Below are 22,142 nucleotides of genomic sequence, written 5' to 3'. Positions count from 1 at the left end.
TAAAAATTTACATGAAATTATTGAAAAACATTATATCTTCAACACTTTCACCATTAGTTATTTTTTTAATTGATTTATATGAATCATAAATTGAATATATATGCAAAGTTAAACATGCTAAAATACCTAATAATAATACAATCACAGCTAACATATACCATAGATATCCCAATAGTAGTGTAAATATAGCTACTAATACTACAAGCACTATTTGAGATATTAAAAAGGATATGCCTCTTTTAAATAATCCTAAATAAATATGTCCCGCACCGGTAGTGTATATAGATATTAAAAATGCAGTTCCAGGATTAAAAGTAGCAACAAGATTATTGCCTACCTGATTATTTGCCTTTAATTCATGAGTTCCGCAATTAGAACAAAATTTATCTTCACTGGCCATTTCACTTCCACAGTTAGCACAAAATTTCTTTTCCTGCTTTTCATTATTATTATTTATAACCTTTTCTTTTTTATTCTTTTTTTGAGAAGGAATTTTAGATCCGCAATTTTCACAAAAAATTGCATTTCCAATTTCTTCACCACAAACTTGACATTTAACCATTTGACATCCCTTTTTTACTTATTTGAAAATATTAGTTCATTTTTAAGCTTTTTAAACTCTTCCTGAGTAATTGCACCACTATTTAATAATTCTTGATATTCACTTAAAAGTTGAGCTTTATTTGGTTGAGAATTTTGATTTTCAATAATGACTTTTTGTGGTTGGCCTTTTAAACTTTCAAATAAATCAACTAATTTTTGACCAAAATCATAACTAGGAAGTCTAATTTCATAAGAAGTATTATCGACTAATTTAATTAATAATCTATCAAACATATCTGCACTGTCATTGTTTATAATTAAGTCTTTAAATCGTATTGCTTTTAAACTTTGAATATCATTTTGAATAGATCTTTTAATATCATGTGGAGAAGTCCAAGCTCTTTTAGTAATATCTTCGTACTTACTTTCATCACCAAGACTTTTAGTTACTCTCATTGAGACAATTTTATCAAAATAAAAATTATTTATTCCTGCATTAACTTTTTTAAAATCCCTATTATCAATTTCCATAAAAACAAATTTATCTTCTTTTATTAAGAAAAATCCATCAATGATGGTTTCATTTCCTAAATATAATCCAGGATTATATCCTAAAACAGCATTAATTTTTTTATGTTTAGTAGTACCTGGTTCTAAGAAATTATATCTTTTAACACTTGTTAAAAAGTAATCTTCATTTTTAATTCCAAATTCTTCTGCAAGTTTATCATATCTTTCAATTATTTCATCTCTTCTAGCATTCCATTCTCTTTGTTTTTCAGATATTGATGCTCCATTTTCTATTTTGTGTCCACAGTTTCTACAAAAATTAGTGTTTTTATCATTAGCAATGCCACATTTTGGGCACATATTTTTATCGGTCTGAGGTGAAGATACTTTTTCACCACATTGGAAACAAAAAGCAGAATCTGTAACTTCAGCACCACAATTACTGCATTTAACCATAATATCACTTCATTATTGTGAATCAAGAGCTTTTTTAAGTTTATTACCCCAATCTTTTTCTTCAATATCCTTAACCGTATGCTGCAAATTATTAGAAACATCTGCAATAGATTCATTAAGAGAATTGATTTTGGTATCCATAATATCCAATTCTAGTTTCATAAATCCTTTTTCAATATCAGAATAAATTTTAGAGTTTTCTTCAGAAATTAACTCAATATTATCTCCATCAGTTAACATGTCCATTAATCTTAAAAATACATGTTCTTGATGTTGTTTTTCATATTCTTTTATTGTGTACTCACTATAAACTTTTTCTAACAGCATTTTGATAACATTTATAAAATCTTCTTTATCATTATTTTCATTAATATTATTTGGAGTTAAACTAGTTTTTAATAAAAATACAGAATCAATATGTTCATCATCTTTTAAAACTAATGAATAACCCTTATTTTCAACAAAAACTAATGCTATTGATTTATTATCATAGATATTAGTTTCAACTTTCTTAAATTCTTTTGGAATTGATAAATAATCTAAATTACGAACTAACATTTGAAATACCTTATAATTTAATTAATTATATTTTATTAATATGTAATATATTAATGTTGTTATTAAAAATGGATATTAATTAATATTTTATTAAAAACATAATAGTTAAATATTTATTTTAAGCTAATAATAAGCTTATTATATATTTCCAATAATATATATAAAGTTATAACCTCATTATTAATTAAATAATACATATGAACAAAAAAGAACTTTATTCAGCTATTGGATTTATAAAAATATCAAAAACACGTCAAAAAATATTAAAATGTCTTGAAAATAAGTATATGTTGCCTTCTGAAATTGCACTAAAAACAGATTTAGGAACTACACAAGTATCTAATGCACTTTCAGACTTAAAAAACAAAAGATTAGTTGAATGTATTAATGAAGAAGACAAAAAAGGAAGAATATATGAAATAACTAAACTTGGATTGGAAGTTTTAAACCAAATAAAAAAATTATAATCTATGTTTTAAATCATTAATTTTAGTTAAAACTTCTTCATCATGAGTTAAGTTATATAAAACACCATAAAAATACAAGGACTGATTTAAAAGATTTTTCTTTTCAAAATCCAAAGCTAAAAACATTGATATTTCCAAAATATCATCATTAATATTTGCCGGAATATTTTCATCATTTAAAACTTTTTTAATGTCTGTTTCATCAATATGCAGATAGCTGTTTATTAATTGCAGTTCTATTTGTGCCCTCGGATGATTTTCATAGTTTAAACTTTGTTCATATAATGCCTTTGATATGTTACACTTCTTATTTTCATAGTAGCAGTATCCCAAATCCCTATACGCTTTAGCTATTTCTCTTGGATCATAGCTGAACTTTAAAATTTCAACTGCTGTTTTCTTCAAATTATTCAAATCATAATTTCCGTCATATAATGCAGATAATGTAGATAAAATCTCACCAGAAACAGGATTATAGGATAGAGCTTTTTTAAGTGCACTTTCAGCCTTGTCAAATTCAGATAAATTCATAAGCACAACACCATACAGGTAAAAGACTCTCGGATATTCCTCACCAAACGGAATTACTTTCAGCTCTTTTGGTGTTTTAAAATATTTTCTGAATAACTCCTCTTCCAAAGGATTATTAAAGTAAAAATAATCAAATTGAGGATTTTCCCTAAATTTAAATGGTATAATTTCCATGTAATCTTCAAGCTCTTTTAGGGCTGTTTCAAAATCCCCATAATTCAGATAACTGTAAACTGATTTTATGAATTCGTCAACAGGTATATCCTGAATAACAGCTTTTTTATACTCTTTTTGTTCTTCATCACTCATCAACTCCCAAAGCAATCTGCCAAGTTCCAAATGGATTTCCTTTGAGTTGAAAACCTTAAACTGATTAATTATATAATCTTTGTCATTATCTTTATTTCCGGTTAAATTGGATTTGATTTCAGCTATTATATTATCATAAGACATGTTTTATCATTTTTTAATTGGATTTTTTGCATTATATTCAGCTAGTTTTTTTTGAATTCTTTTTCTTTGTCTTCTTGTAACTCTGATTCAAAATCAGGCCCATAAATTTCTTCTTTCATTTCAAAAGTTAAATTATCTTCAAAGTCATATTCTTCCATAAACGAAAGATCTTCATAATCAGAATCACTAGGTCCATCCATATAATAGCCATGTTCAAAACAGCTCATTGGACCTTCAATAGAGTTTTCCTTTTTAAGTTCTGCCTGTTTATACTCAAAATATTGGGCATCAATTGAAATATCATTACATCCAGCATCAGGATCAGGATAATATTCAAATGGATTAAAATCTTCCTGCTGGAAAGTTAACATATCCATATATTCTTTTTCTTCTTTTTTATGTTCTTCAATTCTTTCAGACATTATATCTTCAGGAGTTACTTCATTTTCAACCAAATAGCTGTTTTTTTCATACTCCAATTCCATTTTTAGTTCATCAAAGTCATATTCCTCTATAAATGGAGGCTCTTCATGATTGGAATTGCTGGATTCATCCATATAATAGCCATGTTCAAAACAGCTCATAGGACCTTCAATAGAATCTTCTTTTCTGAACTGTTCTTGTTGATACTCTTTATATTCTAAATCAGAATCAATACAATCTGAATAATCATCCCATTTATCATATTCCTGTTCTAAATCAAAAGGTTCTTCAATTTTATCCATATATTGTTCTTCTATTAGATAATCATCATAGGAATCATATTCACAATAGCTATCCCTCACTTGATTCATAAAATTTTCATGATCTTGTATTTCCAAATCAATAAGGTTAGCCATTTCCATATGTTCCACATCTTCATCAGATATTTCATGATTTTCAGGTGCCTGTGTAGCTACAAATTTCTTAAATTGTATTTCAGAATCAAGAGACTCATCATAAATTATTTTTTTAGACATTATTTTATCCACCATATGTTAAAAACATGTGAGAAACTTGAGAGATGATAATTAAAGTTATAACGGTCAATAAAAACCATTTCATCCATTCTCCAAGTTTATTTAATTCATCAGTAAAGTACCTGCTTTTATTATTGAATTTTTTCATTTTATTAAACATTCCTTTTATAATATCAAGTTTTTTATTTACAAATTTATAAAAAATTCATGTTTCTTTTGATTTAAAAATAGTTTTTTTTCCTGATAATTATTAATTTATAAAATATAGTATATAAACTTGTGTATATAATGATTTAAAAAAAGTTAAAAAATAGTAATAATTTTATAAAAATTTAATATAGTATAAATATGTGATGCACATGACTCCAACAGCTATGATGATAATGCATGCTCCGTGTTTATGGACGTTTTCATTTTTCTGAGTTAATAAGTAAATGCCTGCAACAACAGCTGCTAAAGGAACTAAAAAAGAAAAGATATATCCTATTACAGTAGCAACACTATGGCTGTCATTTGCAGCTTCATCTAAATATCTGTCGCATTTTGGGCATCTGGTGGCTCCCTTGGGAATTGCTGAACCGCAATGCTTGCAGTATTCATTGTTTAAATTTATGTGGTCAGCAGGAAGTTTGGCTCCGCACTTTTGGCAAAACTTCATATTGTTTTTTATTTCGCTGCCGCATTTTGGACAATATTTCATAGTTTATTCATCTGATTTTATTTCCGCATTCGGGACAGAATTTGGAATCTTCGCTTACTTTAGTTCCGCAATTGGAACAGCTTTTAAGGTTATCTTCTTTTTTAGAGTTATCTTCTTTAACTTCTTTTTTTAGGGAAATGTCTTTTTTAGAGTTATCTTCTTTAACTTCTTTTTTTAGGGAAATGTCATTTTTAGAGTTATCTTCTTTAACTTCTTCTTTTTTAGAGTCATCTTCTAATTTATAACCGCATTCCTGACAGAATGCACCTTCCTCATCTAATTTTGCACCGCATTCAGGACAATGTATAAAACTGAACTTATGGCCGCATTCAGAACAGAATATATTTTCGGCATTGACTTCAACACCGCATTCAGGACAGATAACTGTAGGCAATTTTCCCAAATTCAGGTTAATTGACCCTAAAGGATTAATTTCCAGATAAGTGTCACGGATGTAGTTAACAACAACAGCTGCAATAATACAGATTCCTATAAACTGATAAGTCAGCAGTGAAGAATTCATAGCTATTTTCAATGCACTTGTAAATATTAAATGTATGCTTACATATGAACCAAAGAATGCAAAAACAGCATTTGTTATGATTAAATCCAGTTCATTTTTAAAAATGTCTAATTTTATAAACAGGAACCCGTAGAGTGCTCCTAAAATTATAAAACCGGCATACATTTCAATTCCGTTTATTGAATACATTACAGAATATAAAATGCCAGTTATAATAAATCCTATAATTAATGCTATAACTCCATTTTTAACAATATTTCCTATATATTCATCTTGATTCAATAAAACACCTCATTTATAATTTTTAATTAAACTAGTATTTAAAATATGTATAAAACAGAAATACTTTTCAGACACTCTTAGGAAAGCTATTTTTAAATGTTAATAAAAAATATATATTATGGATTTTTGTAGTGAATGCGGATCAATGATACTAAATGGCAGCAAATGCCCGATGTGCGGCTGTATAAAAACTGCTGAAACTAAGGAAGTTAAAAAAACACCACGGCCAGAAAAGAAAAAAACAAATAAAAAGCCAGTTATTGAAACATTCACTAAAGATATTAAAACAGAACCTGAAAAAATAGCCAGCAAAAACGGCAAGTACTTGAAAAAAGACTACAAAAGTATTGATGATTTGGATGATAAAACTAGACAGGAGCTGCTGGCTAATGATAAGTTTTTTAAAACAGTAAACAGCAAACCTTTAGACACACAGCAAAAAATAGCCTGTGTTTTAGATTCCAAAAATGTTCAAATCATTGCAGGAGCAGGAACAGGAAAAACATTTACTTTAATTGCAAAAATAAAATATCTGATAGCTAAAAAGCATGTCAGACCTGAAGATATTTTGTGTCTGTCATTTTCAAATACTTCTGTCAGGGATTTAAAAGGAAAGCTTCCGGAAAATGTTGAGATAAGGACATTTCACAGTCTGGGAAGATCAGTCATTAAGCAGCACCATAAAGTGTCAGTTATTGAAAACAATGAAATATTGGCTATAATAAATGATTATCTGGCCAATGCAAATACTGATACATTAAAAGATATTCTTGAATTTTGCGATTCATATTTTTTAAACATTGAAAGCTACATCATTAGAAGAAATGACAGAAAAGAGTTATTGAATGAATTGAAAGAAGCATTTACAAAAGTGGCATTTAAACCCCTGCTTGCAGATTTTATAAATTTATTTAAGGGCAACAATTTTACAAAAGATTATTTCAGCTATTTCAGAAGCAGTAACGATGACAAGGACCATGACATCTTCCTAAAAATCGCTGAAGATTTCTACAGTTACTATCAGAAATACTTGGATATGCACCAGCAGATTGATTTTAATGACATGATAAATGAATCAAGCAAGCTGATTAAAAAATACGGGCTGAAAAAACATTACAGATACATACTGGTTGATGAATATCAGGATACCACATATACCAATTATAATCTGATTAAAAGCCTGCAGGATAAAACAGATGCACATCTGACAGTTGTAGGTGATGACTGGCAGTCAATATACGGATTTAGAGGAACAAACATTGAATTTTTCTCACATTTTGAAGAGTATTTTGAAAATCCTCAAAGAATATTCATTGAAAAAACATACAGGAACCCTCAGGAGCTGATTGACATAGCAGGTAGCTTCATTATGAAAAACCCTAAACAAATTAGGAAATCTCTTAAGTCTCCTAAAAATCTGAAAAAACCTGTTAAAATAATCTATCCTCAAAAAAATCCTATAGAAAAAAGAGAAATGATTTATAATCTTATAAAAGATCTCTCTAAAAAATCCGAAGATGTATTAATCTTAGGCAGAACAAACAACAACATCAACCAGTTTATAAAACACAGAAATCTGGTTAAAAAAGGCAATCTGAAAAAAGACAAATTCTTACGAATTTTAGACAAAACAGACAAATCAATGAATAATGTTTACTACAGAACCCTGCATTCATCTAAAGGTCTGGAAGCAGATAATGTGATTATAATCAATATGGTTGATGACTATTTAGGTTTTCCATCAAAATTAAAAACCCACAGTGTTTTGAATTATGTAAATACCAAAAATTATGATTACAAATATTCAGAAGAACGCAGATTATTCTATGTAGGTTTAACCCGCTCTAAAAATAATGTTTACTTAATAAGTGATAAAAATAACCCTTCAGAATTCATTGAAGAGCTGATAGATGACAGCTTGGAAAATTTAGAAATAATTGAGTATAACTGATTCTGTTTTAAAAACAACGAAAGGTATTGAAAAGCCACATAACAAACCTGTAACAAATCTTAAAGTGTTATTGCTTGTTCTTAAACCGTAATACTGTGTAGTTCCGTCAATAATTAATGGAATAAATCCTAAAACAAAAATTAAATTAGGTTGGGTTAAACTAGCTAAAACAAACCCTGCAGCCGCACCTATAACAATTCCTGTACATCTGCTGCAAACTGGAAACTGCTTTTCTTTGTAGAAAAATGACCTTTCAGGTTTCTGATGGCATAAATATTTGCAGATATTCATTATGTGGTCATAAATCAAAATATCAATCCTATAATATACAATATAATTACAATAACTACAATTAAACCACAGCATCCCCAGCAGTCACTGTCACTTGAGCTGCTGCTGTTTGTTTTGGATGCTGATGATGCATATGTTGAAGATGAATTTGGATTTGATCCGCAGTAGGGACAAATTCTTAAATTGTTGTCTATCATATTATTGCAGCTGCGGCACCGTGTTTTTGGAATATCTTCTGAAATTACAGTAGCTTTTTTAACTTCTGAATCAACCAATTTAAAACCGCATTTTCTGCAAAATTTTTCATTATCTGATAATACTTCAGCTCCACAGTTAGGACAATTCATTTTAAAAACCTCATTGTATTTAAATTATGTTTATCTTAGGTAATAAACTTTAAGGATTACAAACCTGACATGGAATCCTTCCATCTGCTACAGCAGCATCTCTGGAATTATAAGTAATCTTGTTTTTAGGATTTATCTTTTGAGCCCATTCACACTCAGGCAAATGAAACTTGTCAGACTTTTGAGAACAGACATAAGTAACATTGGCACTTGCAGGAGCAGGATTTACATCTTCAGCAACATCATCACTCTCAGCAGTATTATTTACAGCAGCAGGTGAATCATCACTTCCACCACCTAAAAGCAGACCTGCACCTAATGCAGCAATAGCTACAATAGCTATTATACCAATAATCAAAATAGGATTGAAACCACCTTTCTTATCACTGACTATTTTAGGACTTTTTGGAACATCTTCATTACTTTTTAAGGGAGTTCTGCATTTGGGGCAGAACTTTGCCTTATCTGAAACTTCACTATTACATTCACGACATTGAACCATTAGCTAACCTCACCTAAATTTTACAAAAACAGGTAAATATTGTTAATTAATGATTAATTTATATAAAGATAATAATAAAGTTGTTTAATTGATTTTAGAAAAAATAATTATGGGATGAATAATCCGCAGTGAGGGCAAATCATATCATCTTCATCTACATGGTGTCCGCAAAAAGGACAGTGTTTGTGTTCTTTTTTATTATGATCTTCAGACATTTAAATACACCTGCAATAGTAAATATGTTTTTTTTAGCTATTAAGAATTTTTCTCGTTAGTTACAGATTATTTTAACATTTCATCTTAAATTACCTTTTAAAACATTATTTCTCAATTTTAATGCAATGACATTACTCGAATTTAACTCCAAAGCTTTATTGACACATTCTATGCCTTCGTCATATTTATGTGCCCTCAGTAAAATCATAGCTTTTGTTGCATAAATGGAATCATCATCGGGACTGATTTTCAAACCTTCATCAATAACAGCTAATGCCTCTTCAAAGTTGTTTAAAATCATTAAAATCTTTGTTTTAAGTGAGTAAACGTTTGAATCAAAAACATTGGCTGAAGTGATTTTCAGATAATCATCACATGCTCCTAAAGCTTTTTTATAATTTTTAAGTGCAAAATAAGCTTCTGCCTTAAAATATATTGCATTTTTATCTTTGGGATTTAATTCCAGTCCTTTATCAAATGAGTTAATTGCTTCTATAAACTGACCGTATCTGTTAATTAATAAAAAACCTCTTTTTGTCCATGTTTTTGACTGTTTCGGATTAATCTGCAAAGACAAATCAAAGCAGTGCAGAGCTTCCCTATTTTTATTTAACCTTCTAAAGATTTCCCCTTTAGTTGCCCAGGATTCATAATTTGATGAATCAATGTCCAATGACTTGGAGATATATATCAAAGCTTCATCTAACCTGTTCAAATCCATTAAAGCCAGTGCTTTAAGACCTAAAACAATGCTGTTTTTTGAATCAGCTTCCAGATGTTTATTAAAACATTCAAGTGCATTATCATATTTCTTCTGATTGACAAATGAAATTCCTTTTTCAATATATTCAGTGCCCAATCCAAACACCTCACATATTTTAGCTGATTATTAATTTAAATAAAGTAATTAATACATTTTTATAAAAAAGTTTTCATGATTATGAAGTATTTATTTCATTTAAAACTATTTATTTATGCTTTAATTATTGTTTTAATAAAAAACTGATGGTTATATAAATATTAAAGACCAATGGATTAGTATGAAAAAAAATAAGATATATCACGGATACCATCATGAGGATTTAACACTGAAATTTCTAAAAGAAAACACCACAAAGTATATTGCAAAAATTACAGGTGCAGAGTTTTGTGATGAAATAAATGTTGAGCTAATAAACCTGAAACCAAAAGTTCTCAGAATAGATTACGGCATAAAGAAAAAGGATAAAATAATTCTTTATGAATTTTTATCTACTAAATCCAATATTGCAAACATTTTAAGAAGAATCTTTCTATATGTAGCCAGAATCGGATATGATTATCAGTTAAAGGTAAAAATAAATCTTGTAGTGACTCCTGAAATCGATAAAAATCAGGTAGTTCTTGAATACTCCCCTGGGCAGTTTTTTAGACCTGAAGCAATATCATTTAAAGACTATGACGGAGACAAATTATTAAGTAATATAACTTATAAAGTTAAAAATAACATAAAACTAACCTGCAATGAGTTTCTTGCATTAGGGATATTGCCGTTAATGAAAACCAAACACGAAGCCGGAGTGCAAGTAGTAAAAACTCTGGAACTTGCTAGAAAAATAACTGATATTGATGATGAATTAAAAGATTCTGTACTTGGCATACTGATAGTACTTGCAGATAAATTCATTGAAAATCAGGATTTGAAAAATAAAGTAATAGATGTGATAAAAATGGAAATAACAATACTTCACGACTATGTAACATCACATGAAAAAGAATGGTTAGAACAAGGAAAAATAGAAGGGAAACTAGAGGGAAAAGAAGAAGAAAAACTAAAAATAGCAAAAAACATGCACAAAGAAAACTATCCAGTTAAAGAAATTGCCAAAATAACAAAACTTGACTGCAAAACAATAGAAAAACTAAAATAGAGGAAAACAAAACCTCTATTTTAATAAATTTACAATATAATGTATCAATACACTTTTTAACACCAGATTTTGAAAAATCAAGTAAAATGTGTGATAAAAATGGAAATAACAATACTTCACGACTATGTAACATCACATGAAAAAGAATGGTTAGAACAAGGAAAAATAGAAGGAAAAATAGAAGGGAAACTAGAGGGAAAAGAAGAAGAAAAACTAAAAATAGCAAAAAACATGCAAAAAGAAAACTATCCAGTTAAAGAAATTGCCAAAATAACAAAACTAGACTGCAAAACAATAGAAAAACTAAAATAGAGGAAAACAAAACCTCTATTTTAATAAACCCATTTTATAACAATATAAAACCAAACCTTTTTAACCCCAGTCTTTGTGTCTCCAGTCATAAGATTTTAAATGAACATCTTTCGGATATAATAAATCAATACTTTCATATTCATTTCCATCAACTGCTATATTGGCTGACTTTTCAGATATTTTTTCTTTAATATTATATTCACGGTCATTATCCAAATAAGTAAAATAACCGCAGGAACAGTTTAATGCATTATTTTCGTCTGGAAATAACACCGAACCGCATTTTGGACAAAATTCCATAATTCAGCCCCCATTCAGATAAATATTTACAGCATTTTTAACTTGCTTATTTTTCTTTTTATCAAAGCCGTCAGCTTCATAAAAAGTGACATTCTGGCCTGTTTTTGCTAATGTGATGTTATGTTTAAACTCATTCATGCTGAAATACAGATTGTCAGGATATTCATCGCATCTGATAAAGCCCGCTTTTTTATTGGGCAGTACTGAAACAATAACTCCTTTTTTTAATTCCTGATTTTTATAGAGATATTCTTCCCACAGATGATGCAGATGCTTTTCAATAGTAAAATAATCCTCATTGTCCAAATCAAAACCTGCCTTTTCAATTTTATATTCCAGATTTTCATCAATATTCCAGTTATGTCCCTTTCTGATTGTATAAACCAGGTATGCATGAATATCTGCTTCCTTCTGTTTATTTTTTATATTTAGAATATCTTCAATCAGTGAATATAAATTGACTTTTTTATCAGTGTCGCCTTTGGCAAGTGCTGCAGATGAGGCATACTTTAAGGCATTGTCCCAATCATTTTTAAAGAAATAATTTTCAGCCATCAGATTATCTATAAACCAGTCATTTTTAAACTGTTTAATGTCATTCAGATAGTCTACAGACTGGTCATATTCACCTAACTGATTAAATGATTTAGCTATTCTCCATTTAAACCAGACCTCATTATCATGTGTAAATTCGCTTAAATTAAGCAGTGCTTCAGTTGACAGGCTTATGCATTCATCATACTGGCAGGTATCCAGCAGTGCTTTTGTTGTTAATTTATACCATGTTTCTTTTTTAGATGAATAATTTCCTGAAATATCTCCATTTAATAATTCAGGATTAAGTTTAGATGACCATTCCAAAACAGCTTCAGGATCTTCAAGGGTTTTCATTATTTTAAGCACTGCTAATGTATACGGACACATTGCATCTTTTTTGGAGTGATTTGACTGTTTAACTAATTTGGTAATCAGTTTGCCTGCATCTAAAAGTTTATTCTGATTAACTGGATTTTGAACATAACATCTGTATAATGTTAATGCATAAAATTTTTTATCCCATCTGCTGAAATCTTTCTGATGATTATCATAGATTTTAGAGTAAATTTCATCAGCTGCTTTAAAGTCTTTTCTCTGATATGCTTTTTTTGCATTGTTCAATTCTTTTATAACCATAACTAACAACCTATTATACTTAAACCTGAAAGAGATTTCTCATCTTTTTGTCTGAATCCTTCATTTTCGATTTTTTCTTTAATTTCATCTTCTGTGTAGAGTTTAGCTTCAACATTTTTATCACTTATCAGATTGTTTTTAATCCAGAACTCATAATCTTCTCTGGTTATGTCTTCATTCATGATTTTAAGAATCTGTTTTGGGGTTTTTCCCTTGTTTAAGAAATTCTGGAAAATTTCACATCCCACTTCAACATAAAGTTCATGATAGATGTCTGCAAAGTCTTTAAATTTCTCATTGCCTTTTTTGCCTTCAAGATACCATCTGTAAATTTCATCAATTCTGATTCTGGCTTTTTTAGCTGCCTGTCTTGTAGTTCTGTTTTTTGCAATTTCACCAATAACACTGTTCATCTGTTTATCAAGGATTCTGCTTTCAATTTCTTTTAAATTGTCTTTAAGTTCTTCATCTGTTAAGTTAGAATTTTTTAAAGCTTTACTGACAGTTTTTCCCCTGATAATCTGTGTGATATAACAGCTTATTTTAAAATTCAGGTAGTCATTGTAAAATTTAGTGAAGCGTTCATCTCCGTTTTTGCCTGAATTATATGCACTGTCCAGTTCTGATTTTTCAATTCCTGAAGTTTTAAGTGCTTTTTTCAAGTTTTTATTTTTAATTTCCTTTAAAAAGACTTCCAGGTGTTTTGAAAGATAAACTGATTCATATTCTTCATATACTTCTCTGTAGATTCTATCGTTTTGTGATCCTAAATCAATGATTTTATTTAATTCATTGACTGTTATATCTGAGCTTTCAGCTATTTTGTCTTTGGATTTCCCATCTTTAATTGCATCAATTATTAATTTAGCGGTAATTTTCTTGTTGTTTTCTTTGAAATCTATAAATAAGCCGCTTTCATTCCAGTTGCACCATCTTTTAACTTCATTTAAGTCAGTGTTTATTTTTTTGCAGGCTTCAGTTTTTGTTTTGCCTTCACTTCTCAGCTTCAGATACCTGTTCATCAGTACACGGGTTACATTGATGTAAAAGTTCAGACAGAATTCATCCTCATCCTTTTTAAGCAGGCACTGCTTTTTGCCTGTGGCATACCATCTGTTATAGTCGTCTTCAGATATGCCTGATCTTTTAAGAGCTTTATCAAAACTCATTGTTTTTAGAGATTTTATAAGCTTGTCTACACGATTTTCATAGTATTCTGTTTTATATTCGTTTTCAAAATCCTTATCTTTAAGCAGTTCTTCAAAATCGGTGATTTCAGCTATTTCAAGTGCTTCTTCTTTTGATTTGCCTTCCTTCAGGTTGTTTAAAAAGATGTTCATTCTGATTTCATTAAGACTATTTTTAAAGAGTGCTGATTCCATATCAAATGAATCCATCCAGAAACTGATAATTTCATCATTTATCTGCAGTTCAGCTTTAATATCATCATTTAAATACTGTTTTCTTTTTAAGGTTAAGTACTGCTCCATCAGAAGCTTATTATATGTTATGAATTCTGAGTTGTGCTCTCCTTTTATGAAACTGTCTTTGTTTTTGTCATACCAGTTGTTTATCTGGGATTTATTTATCTGTGTATTTTCAAGAATTTCACCAATAGGGATTTTCATTGAAATCTGGTTTAGAAAATCCTTGAATATCTGATTTTCAACAATTTTATAAAACTCCACAAAGGGGCGGATGCCTTTTTGACCGCATTTATAATATTTTGACTGTTTAATCTGTTTTGATGTGTATTTGCCATTTAAAAATTCAGTTAAAGTCTTTTCCATATCATAGCACTCATATGTAAATTCAATAAGCTTTTCATATTCTGATTCATTTAGACTGTAGTATCTGTTTGTTTTTTTAAGAAGCTTTTTTGTTGTAAGTTCAATAAGCAGCTGACTGGTATACATGCTGGAATGGATCTGGTTAACTTCCTCTTTAGTAAAATGACTGATGTTTAAATTGTTTTTCAGATTGATGATTTCATTTTGATATTCAAGTTCATTGTTGCAGCTTATGCAAAAATTGGAGTTTTTGGAATCATTAGCTCTGCCGCATATTATGCAGCGGCTGAAATTTCTGTTATCTGATGGTTTTGGTGTGGATTTTATTGTTTTTGAGTTAAGATTGTAAATCGGTGTGTATTCAGGTTTTCCGGGATAATAGTAATTTTCATTGCACAGCTGGAAGTATTTCCATGCAATGTCAAAAAGGCTTCTGTGGAGCTGGAAGGGTATTTTATTGTCGGATTTCAGAAAATCTTCAATTGACTTGTGGGTGATTGCATTTCTCATCTGATATGCTTCAAGCAACATACATTTAAACTTATAGTCAATAATTTTTAATTCATATAATTTATCGACTCTTTTAGAAAATCCAACATATGGATCATCAATTGCATTATTGTTTCTTTGGAGTATATCATTTACCACCTTTTCCAAAAAAGGAGTAACATATGATTCTGTTATTTTTGGATTTTTTACGGCTTCCCTTTCAAATTCACTAAGAAGAGCATACATGTCACTGTCAAAATCTTTTAAAAATTCAAAATTCTTCATAATTTTCACCTAGTTTGTATATCTTTTAATCAAGATAAACACAAGTAAATATTATTCTGTTGGAGTTGATATATAAATGTTGCTATAATGTATACAAAAAGTTAGTTAAAAAAATGGGACGGTTAATTAGGAAATTCTCTAAAGCTTAAAAATATTACTTCCAGATACCGCTGCTGTCCAAAAGGGAATATATTTTTTCTTTAATAATATCATCATCTCTGGCATCTTTAAAATCATAAAATTCAGTATATCCTGCACCATGACCGCATGCAGGAGCTTCTGTTGTATAATACCCGTATTCCACATTCAAATCCTTGTCAAGATAAATTCCATATCCTCCAACCATGAATTTATATTTGTCATAGTAATCATCTTTTAAATCATCTATGGATTCATTTGCATCAAACATGAAATAAGGTTCATCACAATACTCATCATCATATCCGTAAAATCCGATTTCTAAAAATATTTTATCATGACTGTTTAGGGCCTCTTTAATGGAATCCAAATCCCTGTTAATTGCTCTTACAGGAACATCATTACTGAATGCGACAAATTCATACAAGTCTGAATCATTTATCTTTTCGGCAAGTATTTCAAAATCAATTTCTCTTTTCATAGTATCACCTAACCAGAAACAAAAAAGCTGTAGATATATGCAATTATGAAAAAAACTGCAATCAGAATACAGCAGGTAGAAGTATTATCCTGTTTTTTGCGTTTTGTTGTTTTAGAAGAGCTGTGTGAAACCCCCGTGGCAGGATGATAATTAAAATTGGGATGACCGCAGTAAGGACAATACTTATCCTTGCTGAAATCCAAAGTTCTTCCACACCTTTCACAACAGTTTGACATAAACGCTTTTTGAATTGAATTCATTTTAAAAACTCCTTATTGCATAGCTTTACCTAAAATACATAAAATCAGAAAAACAACAAACATCAGCATACAGCATCTGTTCCATTCCTTATCTTCCTGTTCTTTGGATTTGGGAGGTTTGACATTCCTTAACGGAGGCATGTAATTGTCATTGGGACATCCGCAAACAGGACAGTATCTGTCTCTGCCGTCATTTAAATATGCGCCGCATGCCCAGCAGCAGTTACCTTCTATTCTATCTCTCTGATCTCTGTTCATTTTATGACCTTTTTAAATAATTTCTTCTTTTTTTCGACATATAAAATAATGCGTGTAAAATAGCACATAATTGTTTTTATTAATAGTATAACAGATTTTTTTTATATTAAATTGTTTTTAGAAATATTTGTCCTATTTAGAAACTTTTAATAATAAAAACTATTTTAACCCCAATCACGTTTTGTCCAGTCATAAGAATCCATAAATGCATCAGAAGAATATAACGCACCTACAGTATCAAATTTCTCCTCTTTATTTTCTTTTTGTTGTTTTTTTCCAATTATTTGCATATTTAATAAACTAAGTATATTCATAACCATTATGGAACCTTTATTTTCAAAAGATTTGATTATTTTTTCTCCAATTTTTTTATCTTTATGATTATTAAATAAAACAATTTCATACATTTTAGAAAACTGATTTTCAGATTCACGAGTTAAAAATTTAATAAATAATTCACCATTGACACTTTCATATTTATAATCACATAATTCATCAATTGGAAACTCATTAGAATTTACATTCATTTGTTCAAAGATTAAATGAACAATATATATAATTTTTATTAAATCTTGATTTTTAGAATGATTATCTATTTCTTTAATAATCATGTCCACATCAATAAATTCATTTTTGAAACCACTTATTAAATAATCATCCATAAAATCTTTTAAAACATTACTTTGACAGCTTTCTTTTAAATTTTTAAGTTTTAATAAATTTTCATTATTTTCTGTGTTGTCTTTTTCATCATATCCATGAATGGTGTTTCTTCTTTTTTCCATAAAAAACCTGCCAACTACTTTAAATATCATTTTTAATATATATTAGCTCTTTTTTATCTGTATAATAGTTTAGTGTGCTGTTAAGAAGGTTCAGTCAGTCTTGTTAAGATTTGTAAGACCATCGGATTTTTAGCTAAAACTTTATTACCAATTTTAAGAGCCTTTTTTAGGTTTATCTTCAGTTAGTAGTATAACTGCTTTTACTAACTTTCTTCAGCCATGTATTATGATATGTTTAAAATAGTATATAATTATTTTTATTAGGATTATAAAATTTTAAAGATTTTTTTAAATTCAAATTCCTTTTTTGTTTATTATATTAATAAACCTAAAAAAATATTCATAATTAGGTGGAGGAATAATAATATAACTTTCAAACTTGAATTAATCAAACATTTAAATTAATTTACTTTGATAATCAGCATTTTTATTTAAATTATTGTCTTTTTCTAAAATAACAATTTCTTCGCAAAATTCATCAATATCAGACACTTTTGTTCCATTATTACTTTTTAATATAGAAATATTTCCACTATAATCTCCATCAGACATGTCTTCTGGAAGATAAACATATAAATCTCTATGATTTACTTTTTTAAAATCGATAGTAGCATTAACAGTATGCATTGTTCCGCTTTTTTCCCCACACTGTAGAACAAAAACTATATCTGAAAATGCAGCTACAATCTTATCTCTTTCAACATAGCTTCTTTTAAATACCTTTTTATCAGGTTCATACTCGGAAACTAAACATCCACCCTGTTCAATAATTGATTTTGCTAATTTTTTATTACTACTGGGACTTATAACATTTAATCCACATGGTAAAAAAGCAATTGTGATTTTATTTTCATTAACTGTAGTTTCATGAGCTATTTTATCACAACCTAATGCCAAACCACTAACAACCACCCTTTTAGAAACATCTAAAATTCTTTTAACTAATTTTTTTTCAAAAATTTCAGTATTATTTGATGGTTTTCTTGTTCCAATAATTGCAATATTAGATTTAGACAAAGCATCCATACTGCCTTTTACATATAGATAAAGAGGTTTTTGATTTTCCATGTCAAATAATTTTTTAGGATATTCTTTATCAAAAACTGTAATAACATTTATTTCAGAATCATTTACTACAGAATCATATATCTTTTCAGCTTCATTTTTTGCTTTAATTAATTTATCTTCACTAATTTTATTACTCTTATGAAGCTTATTAAATAAATCATCCATGTCCTTAGAATTAATTAACATATCCCAGTACTTTGTATATATTGTTACTTTCCCAACTCGATTTATTTTATTTAAAAAGAGTAATTCTTTATATTTAATCATGTTATCCCTCTTAAATATCTTCACATAAAACAACTTTTCCATTATGATATTTTAAATGTCTACAATCAATTGTTTTTGCAATTGCAAGACATATTATATTTTTCTCCTTTGCTCCGTGATTAATTAAAATTTCTTTACATGAGTCCATAGTAGTTCCACTAGTAACTATATCATCTAATATAATAAAACCTGTAGAATTAGGAAGATCATAGCTACAAGATATTGTTTTTAAATGCCTATTTTTAACATTTCTATAATAAGCGCCACAATCCTTTTGTGAAACTATATTTTTAGTTCTCTTAAGGATATTATTATACTTTAAATCAAGAAGTTTTTTAGAAGAAAACTCAAATAGGCCTTTCTTAAAATCATTTTCAATCATTTCAACTGATTTTTTAGTTTGTGGAGTAACATTAACTTTAGAAGAAGGCACAGAAATCAAGACAATTTTATCAAGATTTTTAAACACACTATCTGATAATATAACAATAGCTTCCATTAATTCATTTGTAAAAATATTATTAACTTCTGGATTTGTATCATTTTTATAAATTAATACTTTATCAGAAAGTTCTTTATAATCAATTATTAAATCATCTTCCAGCCAGATAGGGGGCAACTTATTATAACAGTTTTTAGGCAAATAGTTATGTAAATAATAAATTTCTTGGTTATTATTTGAAATAAAAATTTTTAAAAAAATTTTATTAATATAATTAGAAATGATTTTATTTTCTTCTGAAAAACTTTTATTATTAAAAATACTTGTAAAATCTTCTTGAAACTTAAATAAACACTCATTTTGCCAATCATATAATCCGTTTTCACATTTATAAATATTTTCTAATAAATTAATTAACTCTTTTTTTCTATTGAAAATATCATTTTCATTAATTAATTCATTTATTGAAACTTCATATAATAATTCTTTAATAATCAACCATCCTTCGTGCTTTTTTAAGTTATGCTTAGATAATTCATCATTAAATTTCTGAGTAAACTTTCCATTATTAGTTATATGATATTCACATATTTTTGAATAAAGATTGATGTTTGACATTTTTTTACCTGGCAGAATCGTTAATCATCTAATTTTTTTAAATATTCAACAGAATTATAACTTTGTTTTTGTTTTTCCATGAATAATAAATTACACAATTTTATTGTAAATAACAATAAACACAGATGATAATAATAAATTGTGTTTATGATATTATAAATATTTTTATAAATGATTTGATAATAATTGCAAAAATATCTGATTTTAAATCATAATACACTTATTCAATTCCAAATGCCTTCATTACAGCTTCTTCAGGCGTATTATATGGAATCAATGTAAATTTAACAAGCAAATCTGAAGGCACTAATCCAATATCTACATAAGAACTCATTGGAATTAATAATTTTTTAGCACCATTATCTAAACAAACTTGTAATGTATCTGCTAAATTTTGTATTTTATCAACAGTCCCACCTAAAGAGAAGTTACCCAATATAGCTAGTGAAGGTAAAACTTTACGATTTGTTGCAACACTACATAATGCTATAAAAGTAGCTAAAGTTAAATATCTTGTCATGCCAACTCCATGTAAATCTTTAACCTGCATTACATAATCTTTATCCTTGTATGAAATCTGTCCACTAATTGAACCTGCATTTGACTTGAAATATTGATAAGCTATTTTAACTGCTTCATTTACATCTTTTTTAGAACCTATTCCATTTGGTGTAAATTTACCATTGCCTTTCATCATTTCAGTTTCAAATTTATAAACACCAAGTTTTCCATTTTCAGATGGTCCAACAGAATACAAATGTCCTGGTTTTAAGTCACCTTCTGGAATCAAAGTGCTGCTGGCTTGTTCTTCAACACCTACTGGACAATCTCTATTTTCTTCTAAATCAATATATGAGAAGTTTACATCATAAAATTCCATTCCACCAATTTTTTTAAGTTGTTCTTTTACTCTTCTTCTAGATTCAAGTGCAAATGTTAATATTTCACGAATATCTTCTTTATCAAAGTTACCATCAGGATATACTAATTTAACAAGTCCAGATACCATACGATTTACAGCAATTGTATCTCTTTGGTTTAAATCACGACCTAATCTGAAATATTCTTGATATGCATCAGTAAATGAACGTTTTCTCATTTCACGGAAAAATTCAGACAAATAATCTGTAATAAATCCAAAATCATCTGTAAAAAACTCAGGCCTATATTTAGGTATTTCCCAACCTGGAATATAACAATGCATCCTATCAAAGAAAGCTGTATCAGTACCCATCTCTGAAGGAAATGGATCAAATAAACTAGAAGTCTTTAATAATGATTCAACACTCTGATTAATATTTCCAACAAACACCATAGATGCATTTGCATTCTTTTCTTCTTTACCACGTGAAAACGAACCTGATGCCATAAAATCTTTCATAATAGCTATTCCATCTTGGTCTTTGAATTTAATTCCTGCCACTTCGTCAAAAGCAACACAGTCCCACATTCCAACAAGACCTATTTGTTTATCACGCATATTATAAAACAAGTTTGCTACAGTTGTCTGACCTCCAGAAACTAATATGGAATTTGGTGAGATTTCTTTATAAATATGTGATTTACCAGTTCCTCTAGGACCCAATTCACATAAGTTAAAGTTATTTTCAACTAAAGGAATTAATCTAGCTATTAATAACCATTTAACCCGCTTATCAAATTGTGTTGGTTCCATACCACAAGACCTTAAAAGAATATCAATCCATTCTTCTTTAGTGAAATTTTTTCTATTTGATAATATGTCCGCTAAATCAATATTCGGTAATTGTATTGGTTGTAAATTCCTAATTTTAATAGTTTGTGATCTAAAATCCGCTTCATCAAAATCGTATTCTAAATTTACCATGCACCAAAGATTTCCTCCCAAAAGTCTTTCATATCTTTGTGGGAACTCTGGATTAATTGGAATATCATTAAGACCTAAATTAGAAAATGACGCATAATATGTATCTGTTTTATAATCTAATTTCACAGTTACAACATCAATGATTGAATAAGAACCTAATTCCTTTAATTTAGATAAAATCTTTTGTGCCTCATCAGGTCTTACATAATTATTTGCAAGAATATTTTTAACAGTTTGCACCCCTTGTTCAACTAATGCATCATCCTGAGAACAATATTTACCCAATAAATATTCTAAAACATAAACCGGTACATTAGCACCTTCTTTAACTCTTTTTGTCAAATCTTTTCTTACAATTTTACCCTCAAAGTAATGTTTTAACTTTGTATTCAAATCATCTTGTAAATCATATTCTTCAGTCATTGAATATC

General features: G+C 28.5%; 26 protein-coding genes. 4 read left to right on the top strand and 22 right to left on the bottom strand.

Going from position 1 to position 22,142, the window contains the following annotated elements; genetic code table 11:
• Positions 1-7: 7 nt before the first annotated feature.
• From MSM_RS08890 to MSM_RS08880, 3 genes are read right to left on the bottom strand one after another with little or no spacing between them, the layout of a single operon-like run.
• Positions 8-562 (bottom strand): zinc ribbon domain-containing protein, encoded by a 555-nt coding sequence (locus MSM_RS08890; RefSeq protein WP_011954776.1) that lies wholly within the window; start codon positions 560-562, stop codon positions 8-10.
• 14 nt (positions 563-576) lie between these two features.
• The gene (locus MSM_RS08885) at positions 577-1,509 is read right to left on the bottom strand and encodes a zinc-ribbon domain-containing protein (protein ID WP_011954775.1); all 933 of its coding nucleotides are present in this window, start codon (positions 1,507-1,509) and stop codon (positions 577-579) included.
• A gap of 12 nt (positions 1,510-1,521) precedes the next feature.
• Complete coding sequence (locus MSM_RS08880) at positions 1,522-2,067, bottom strand: hypothetical protein (RefSeq protein ID WP_004033765.1); 546 nt, start codon at positions 2,065-2,067, stop codon at positions 1,522-1,524.
• Between the two features lie 197 nt (positions 2,068-2,264).
• Between MSM_RS08880 and MSM_RS08875 the strand changes: the two genes are divergently transcribed.
• Positions 2,265-2,534, top strand: a complete 270-nt coding sequence (locus MSM_RS08875) for a winged helix-turn-helix domain-containing protein (protein WP_011954774.1) — start codon at positions 2,265-2,267, stop codon at positions 2,532-2,534.
• Here the strand turns inward: MSM_RS08875 and MSM_RS08870 are convergent.
• The 4 genes from MSM_RS08870 to MSM_RS08855 all read right to left on the bottom strand — a co-directional run bounded on the left by MSM_RS08870 (position 2,529) and on the right by MSM_RS08855 (position 5,982).
• A complete protein-coding gene (locus tag MSM_RS08870; RefSeq protein ID WP_011954773.1) occupies positions 2,529-3,518 on the bottom strand; it encodes a tetratricopeptide repeat protein in 990 nt (329 codons plus the stop codon). The two genes, MSM_RS08875 and MSM_RS08870, sit on opposite strands and share 6 nt — an antisense overlap.
• 41 nt (positions 3,519-3,559) lie before the next feature.
• Entirely contained in the window at positions 3,560-4,477 is a 918-nt protein-coding gene (locus MSM_RS09365; RefSeq protein WP_011954772.1) for a hypothetical protein, read from the bottom strand.
• A 322-nt stretch (positions 4,478-4,799) separates the two neighbouring features.
• Entirely contained in the window at positions 4,800-5,177 is a 378-nt protein-coding gene (locus tag MSM_RS08860; protein WP_004033747.1) for a zinc-ribbon domain-containing protein, read from the bottom strand.
• Between the two features lie 7 nt (positions 5,178-5,184).
• Positions 5,185-5,982, bottom strand: a complete 798-nt coding sequence (locus MSM_RS08855) for a zinc ribbon domain-containing protein (RefSeq protein WP_011954770.1) — start codon at positions 5,980-5,982, stop codon at positions 5,185-5,187.
• 118 nt (positions 5,983-6,100) lie between these two features.
• Here MSM_RS08855 and MSM_RS08850 point away from each other — a divergent pair, with 118 nt between their 5' ends.
• A complete protein-coding gene (locus MSM_RS08850; RefSeq protein ID WP_011954769.1) occupies positions 6,101-7,933 on the top strand; it encodes a UvrD-helicase domain-containing protein in 1,833 nt (610 codons plus the stop codon).
• Here the strand turns inward: MSM_RS08850 and MSM_RS08845 are convergent.
• The 5 genes from MSM_RS08845 to MSM_RS08830 form a co-directional block, all read right to left on the bottom strand.
• A complete protein-coding gene (locus MSM_RS08845) occupies positions 7,910-8,224 on the bottom strand; it encodes a DUF2085 domain-containing protein (RefSeq protein WP_048058653.1) in 315 nt (104 codons plus the stop codon). The two genes, MSM_RS08850 and MSM_RS08845, sit on opposite strands and share 24 nt — an antisense overlap.
• Before the next feature lie 14 nt (positions 8,225-8,238).
• Positions 8,239-8,571, bottom strand: coding sequence for a zinc-ribbon domain-containing protein (locus MSM_RS08840; protein ID WP_011954767.1), 333 nt, complete (start codon positions 8,569-8,571; stop codon positions 8,239-8,241).
• Positions 8,572-8,620: 49 nt separating this feature from the next.
• Positions 8,621-9,073 (bottom strand): zinc-ribbon domain-containing protein, encoded by a 453-nt coding sequence (locus MSM_RS08835; RefSeq protein ID WP_011954766.1) that lies wholly within the window; start codon positions 9,071-9,073, stop codon positions 8,621-8,623.
• A 107-nt stretch (positions 9,074-9,180) separates the two neighbouring features.
• Positions 9,181-9,288, bottom strand: a complete 108-nt coding sequence (locus tag MSM_RS09105; RefSeq protein ID WP_011954765.1) for a zinc ribbon domain-containing protein — start codon at positions 9,286-9,288, stop codon at positions 9,181-9,183.
• Between the two features lie 80 nt (positions 9,289-9,368).
• The gene (locus MSM_RS08830) at positions 9,369-10,157 is read right to left on the bottom strand and encodes a tetratricopeptide repeat protein (RefSeq protein WP_369815295.1); all 789 of its coding nucleotides are present in this window, start codon (positions 10,155-10,157) and stop codon (positions 9,369-9,371) included.
• A 172-nt stretch (positions 10,158-10,329) separates the two neighbouring features.
• Here MSM_RS08830 and MSM_RS08825 point away from each other — a divergent pair, with 172 nt between their 5' ends.
• Complete coding sequence (locus MSM_RS08825) at positions 10,330-11,199, top strand: RpnC/YadD family protein (RefSeq protein ID WP_011954763.1); 870 nt, start codon at positions 10,330-10,332, stop codon at positions 11,197-11,199.
• Between the two features lie 99 nt (positions 11,200-11,298).
• Entirely contained in the window at positions 11,299-11,511 is a 213-nt protein-coding gene (locus MSM_RS08820; RefSeq protein WP_011954762.1) for a hypothetical protein, read from the top strand.
• Positions 11,512-11,571: 60 nt separating this feature from the next.
• Here MSM_RS08820 and MSM_RS08815 read toward each other — a convergent pair whose 3' ends face one another.
• The 10 genes from MSM_RS08815 to brxL all read right to left on the bottom strand — a co-directional run bounded on the left by MSM_RS08815 (position 11,572) and on the right by brxL (position 22,134).
• Positions 11,572-11,811, bottom strand: coding sequence for a DNA-directed RNA polymerase subunit M RpoM (locus MSM_RS08815; protein WP_011954761.1), 240 nt, complete (start codon positions 11,809-11,811; stop codon positions 11,572-11,574).
• Between the two features lie 3 nt (positions 11,812-11,814).
• A complete protein-coding gene (locus MSM_RS08810; RefSeq protein ID WP_011954760.1) occupies positions 11,815-12,984 on the bottom strand; it encodes a hypothetical protein in 1,170 nt (389 codons plus the stop codon).
• A gap of 2 nt (positions 12,985-12,986) precedes the next feature.
• Complete coding sequence (locus MSM_RS08805) at positions 12,987-15,548, bottom strand: hypothetical protein (RefSeq protein WP_011954759.1); 2,562 nt, start codon at positions 15,546-15,548, stop codon at positions 12,987-12,989.
• A gap of 154 nt (positions 15,549-15,702) precedes the next feature.
• Positions 15,703-16,167: a hypothetical protein gene (locus MSM_RS08800; protein WP_011954758.1), complete on the bottom strand. Its 465-nt coding sequence runs from the start codon at positions 16,165-16,167 to the stop codon at positions 15,703-15,705.
• Positions 16,168-16,175: 8 nt separating this feature from the next.
• Positions 16,176-16,427, bottom strand: a complete 252-nt coding sequence (locus MSM_RS08795; RefSeq protein ID WP_011954757.1) for a zinc-ribbon domain-containing protein — start codon at positions 16,425-16,427, stop codon at positions 16,176-16,178.
• 12 nt (positions 16,428-16,439) lie between these two features.
• Complete coding sequence (locus MSM_RS08790) at positions 16,440-16,685, bottom strand: hypothetical protein (protein WP_011954756.1); 246 nt, start codon at positions 16,683-16,685, stop codon at positions 16,440-16,442.
• Positions 16,686-16,849: 164 nt separating this feature from the next.
• Positions 16,850-17,470, bottom strand: a complete 621-nt coding sequence (locus MSM_RS08785; protein ID WP_048058652.1) for a hypothetical protein — start codon at positions 17,468-17,470, stop codon at positions 16,850-16,852.
• Positions 17,471-17,866: 396 nt separating this feature from the next.
• The gene (locus tag MSM_RS08780; protein ID WP_011954754.1) at positions 17,867-18,805 is read right to left on the bottom strand and encodes a DNA-processing protein DprA; all 939 of its coding nucleotides are present in this window, start codon (positions 18,803-18,805) and stop codon (positions 17,867-17,869) included.
• Between the two features lie 10 nt (positions 18,806-18,815).
• Positions 18,816-19,745 (bottom strand): phosphoribosyltransferase family protein, encoded by a 930-nt coding sequence (locus tag MSM_RS08775; protein ID WP_187146476.1) that lies wholly within the window; start codon positions 19,743-19,745, stop codon positions 18,816-18,818.
• Positions 19,746-20,085: 340 nt separating this feature from the next.
• Positions 20,086-22,134, bottom strand: a complete 2,049-nt coding sequence (gene brxL, locus MSM_RS08770; protein ID WP_011954752.1) for a protease Lon-related BREX system protein BrxL — start codon at positions 22,132-22,134, stop codon at positions 20,086-20,088.
• Positions 22,135-22,142: the final 8 nt, after the last annotated feature.

Origin of the sequence: Methanobrevibacter smithii ATCC 35061, assembly GCF_000016525.1 — an archaeon.
Taxonomy (GTDB): domain Archaea; phylum Methanobacteriota; class Methanobacteria; order Methanobacteriales; family Methanobacteriaceae; genus Methanocatella; species Methanocatella smithii.
Note: the sequence above shows the minus strand (reverse complement) of the source record. Positions and strands in the feature narration are given on the sequence as shown.

Bases quoted from the DNA above. Each gene is read 5' to 3' on its own strand.
- MSM_RS08850 (WP_011954769.1), top strand. From the start codon at position 6,101: ATGGATTTTTGTAGTGAATGCGGATCAATGATACTAAATGGCAGCAAA.
- MSM_RS08800 (WP_011954758.1), bottom strand. From the start codon at position 16,167: ATGAAAAGAGAAATTGATTTTGAAATACTTGCCGAAAAGATAAATGAT.
- MSM_RS08785 (WP_048058652.1), bottom strand. From the start codon at position 17,470: ATGGAAAAAAGAAGAAACACCATTCATGGATATGATGAAAAAGACAAC.
- MSM_RS08795 (WP_011954757.1), bottom strand. From the start codon at position 16,427: ATGAATTCAATTCAAAAAGCGTTTATGTCAAACTGTTGTGAAAGGTGT.
- MSM_RS08840 (WP_011954767.1), bottom strand. From the start codon at position 8,571: ATGAATTGTCCTAACTGTGGAGCTGAAGTATTATCAGATAATGAAAAA.
- MSM_RS08815 (WP_011954761.1), bottom strand. From the start codon at position 11,811: ATGGAATTTTGTCCAAAATGCGGTTCGGTGTTATTTCCAGACGAAAAT.
- MSM_RS09105 (WP_011954765.1), bottom strand. From the start codon at position 9,288: ATGTCTGAAGATCATAATAAAAAAGAACACAAACACTGTCCTTTTTGC.
- MSM_RS08880 (WP_004033765.1), bottom strand. From the start codon at position 2,067: ATGTTAGTTCGTAATTTAGATTATTTATCAATTCCAAAAGAATTTAAG.
- MSM_RS08890 (WP_011954776.1), bottom strand. From the start codon at position 562: ATGGTTAAATGTCAAGTTTGTGGTGAAGAAATTGGAAATGCAATTTTT.
- MSM_RS08835 (WP_011954766.1), bottom strand. From the start codon at position 9,073: ATGGTTCAATGTCGTGAATGTAATAGTGAAGTTTCAGATAAGGCAAAG.
- MSM_RS08825 (WP_011954763.1), top strand. From the start codon at position 10,330: ATGAAAAAAAATAAGATATATCACGGATACCATCATGAGGATTTAACA.
- MSM_RS08780 (WP_011954754.1), bottom strand. From the start codon at position 18,805: ATGATTAAATATAAAGAATTACTCTTTTTAAATAAAATAAATCGAGTT.
- MSM_RS08805 (WP_011954759.1), bottom strand. From the start codon at position 15,548: ATGAAGAATTTTGAATTTTTAAAAGATTTTGACAGTGACATGTATGCT.
- MSM_RS08845 (WP_048058653.1), bottom strand. From the start codon at position 8,224: ATGAATATCTGCAAATATTTATGCCATCAGAAACCTGAAAGGTCATTT.
- MSM_RS08820 (WP_011954762.1), top strand. From the start codon at position 11,299: ATGGAAATAACAATACTTCACGACTATGTAACATCACATGAAAAAGAA.
- MSM_RS08885 (WP_011954775.1), bottom strand. From the start codon at position 1,509: ATGGTTAAATGCAGTAATTGTGGTGCTGAAGTTACAGATTCTGCTTTT.
- MSM_RS09365 (WP_011954772.1), bottom strand. From the start codon at position 4,477: ATGTCTAAAAAAATAATTTATGATGAGTCTCTTGATTCTGAAATACAA.
- MSM_RS08875 (WP_011954774.1), top strand. From the start codon at position 2,265: ATGAACAAAAAAGAACTTTATTCAGCTATTGGATTTATAAAAATATCA.
- MSM_RS08860 (WP_004033747.1), bottom strand. From the start codon at position 5,177: ATGAAATATTGTCCAAAATGCGGCAGCGAAATAAAAAACAATATGAAG.
- MSM_RS08870 (WP_011954773.1), bottom strand. From the start codon at position 3,518: ATGTCTTATGATAATATAATAGCTGAAATCAAATCCAATTTAACCGGA.
- MSM_RS08810 (WP_011954760.1), bottom strand. From the start codon at position 12,984: ATGGTTATAAAAGAATTGAACAATGCAAAAAAAGCATATCAGAGAAAA.
- brxL (WP_011954752.1), bottom strand. From the start codon at position 22,134: ATGACTGAAGAATATGATTTACAAGATGATTTGAATACAAAGTTAAAA.
- MSM_RS08790 (WP_011954756.1), bottom strand. From the start codon at position 16,685: ATGAACAGAGATCAGAGAGATAGAATAGAAGGTAACTGCTGCTGGGCA.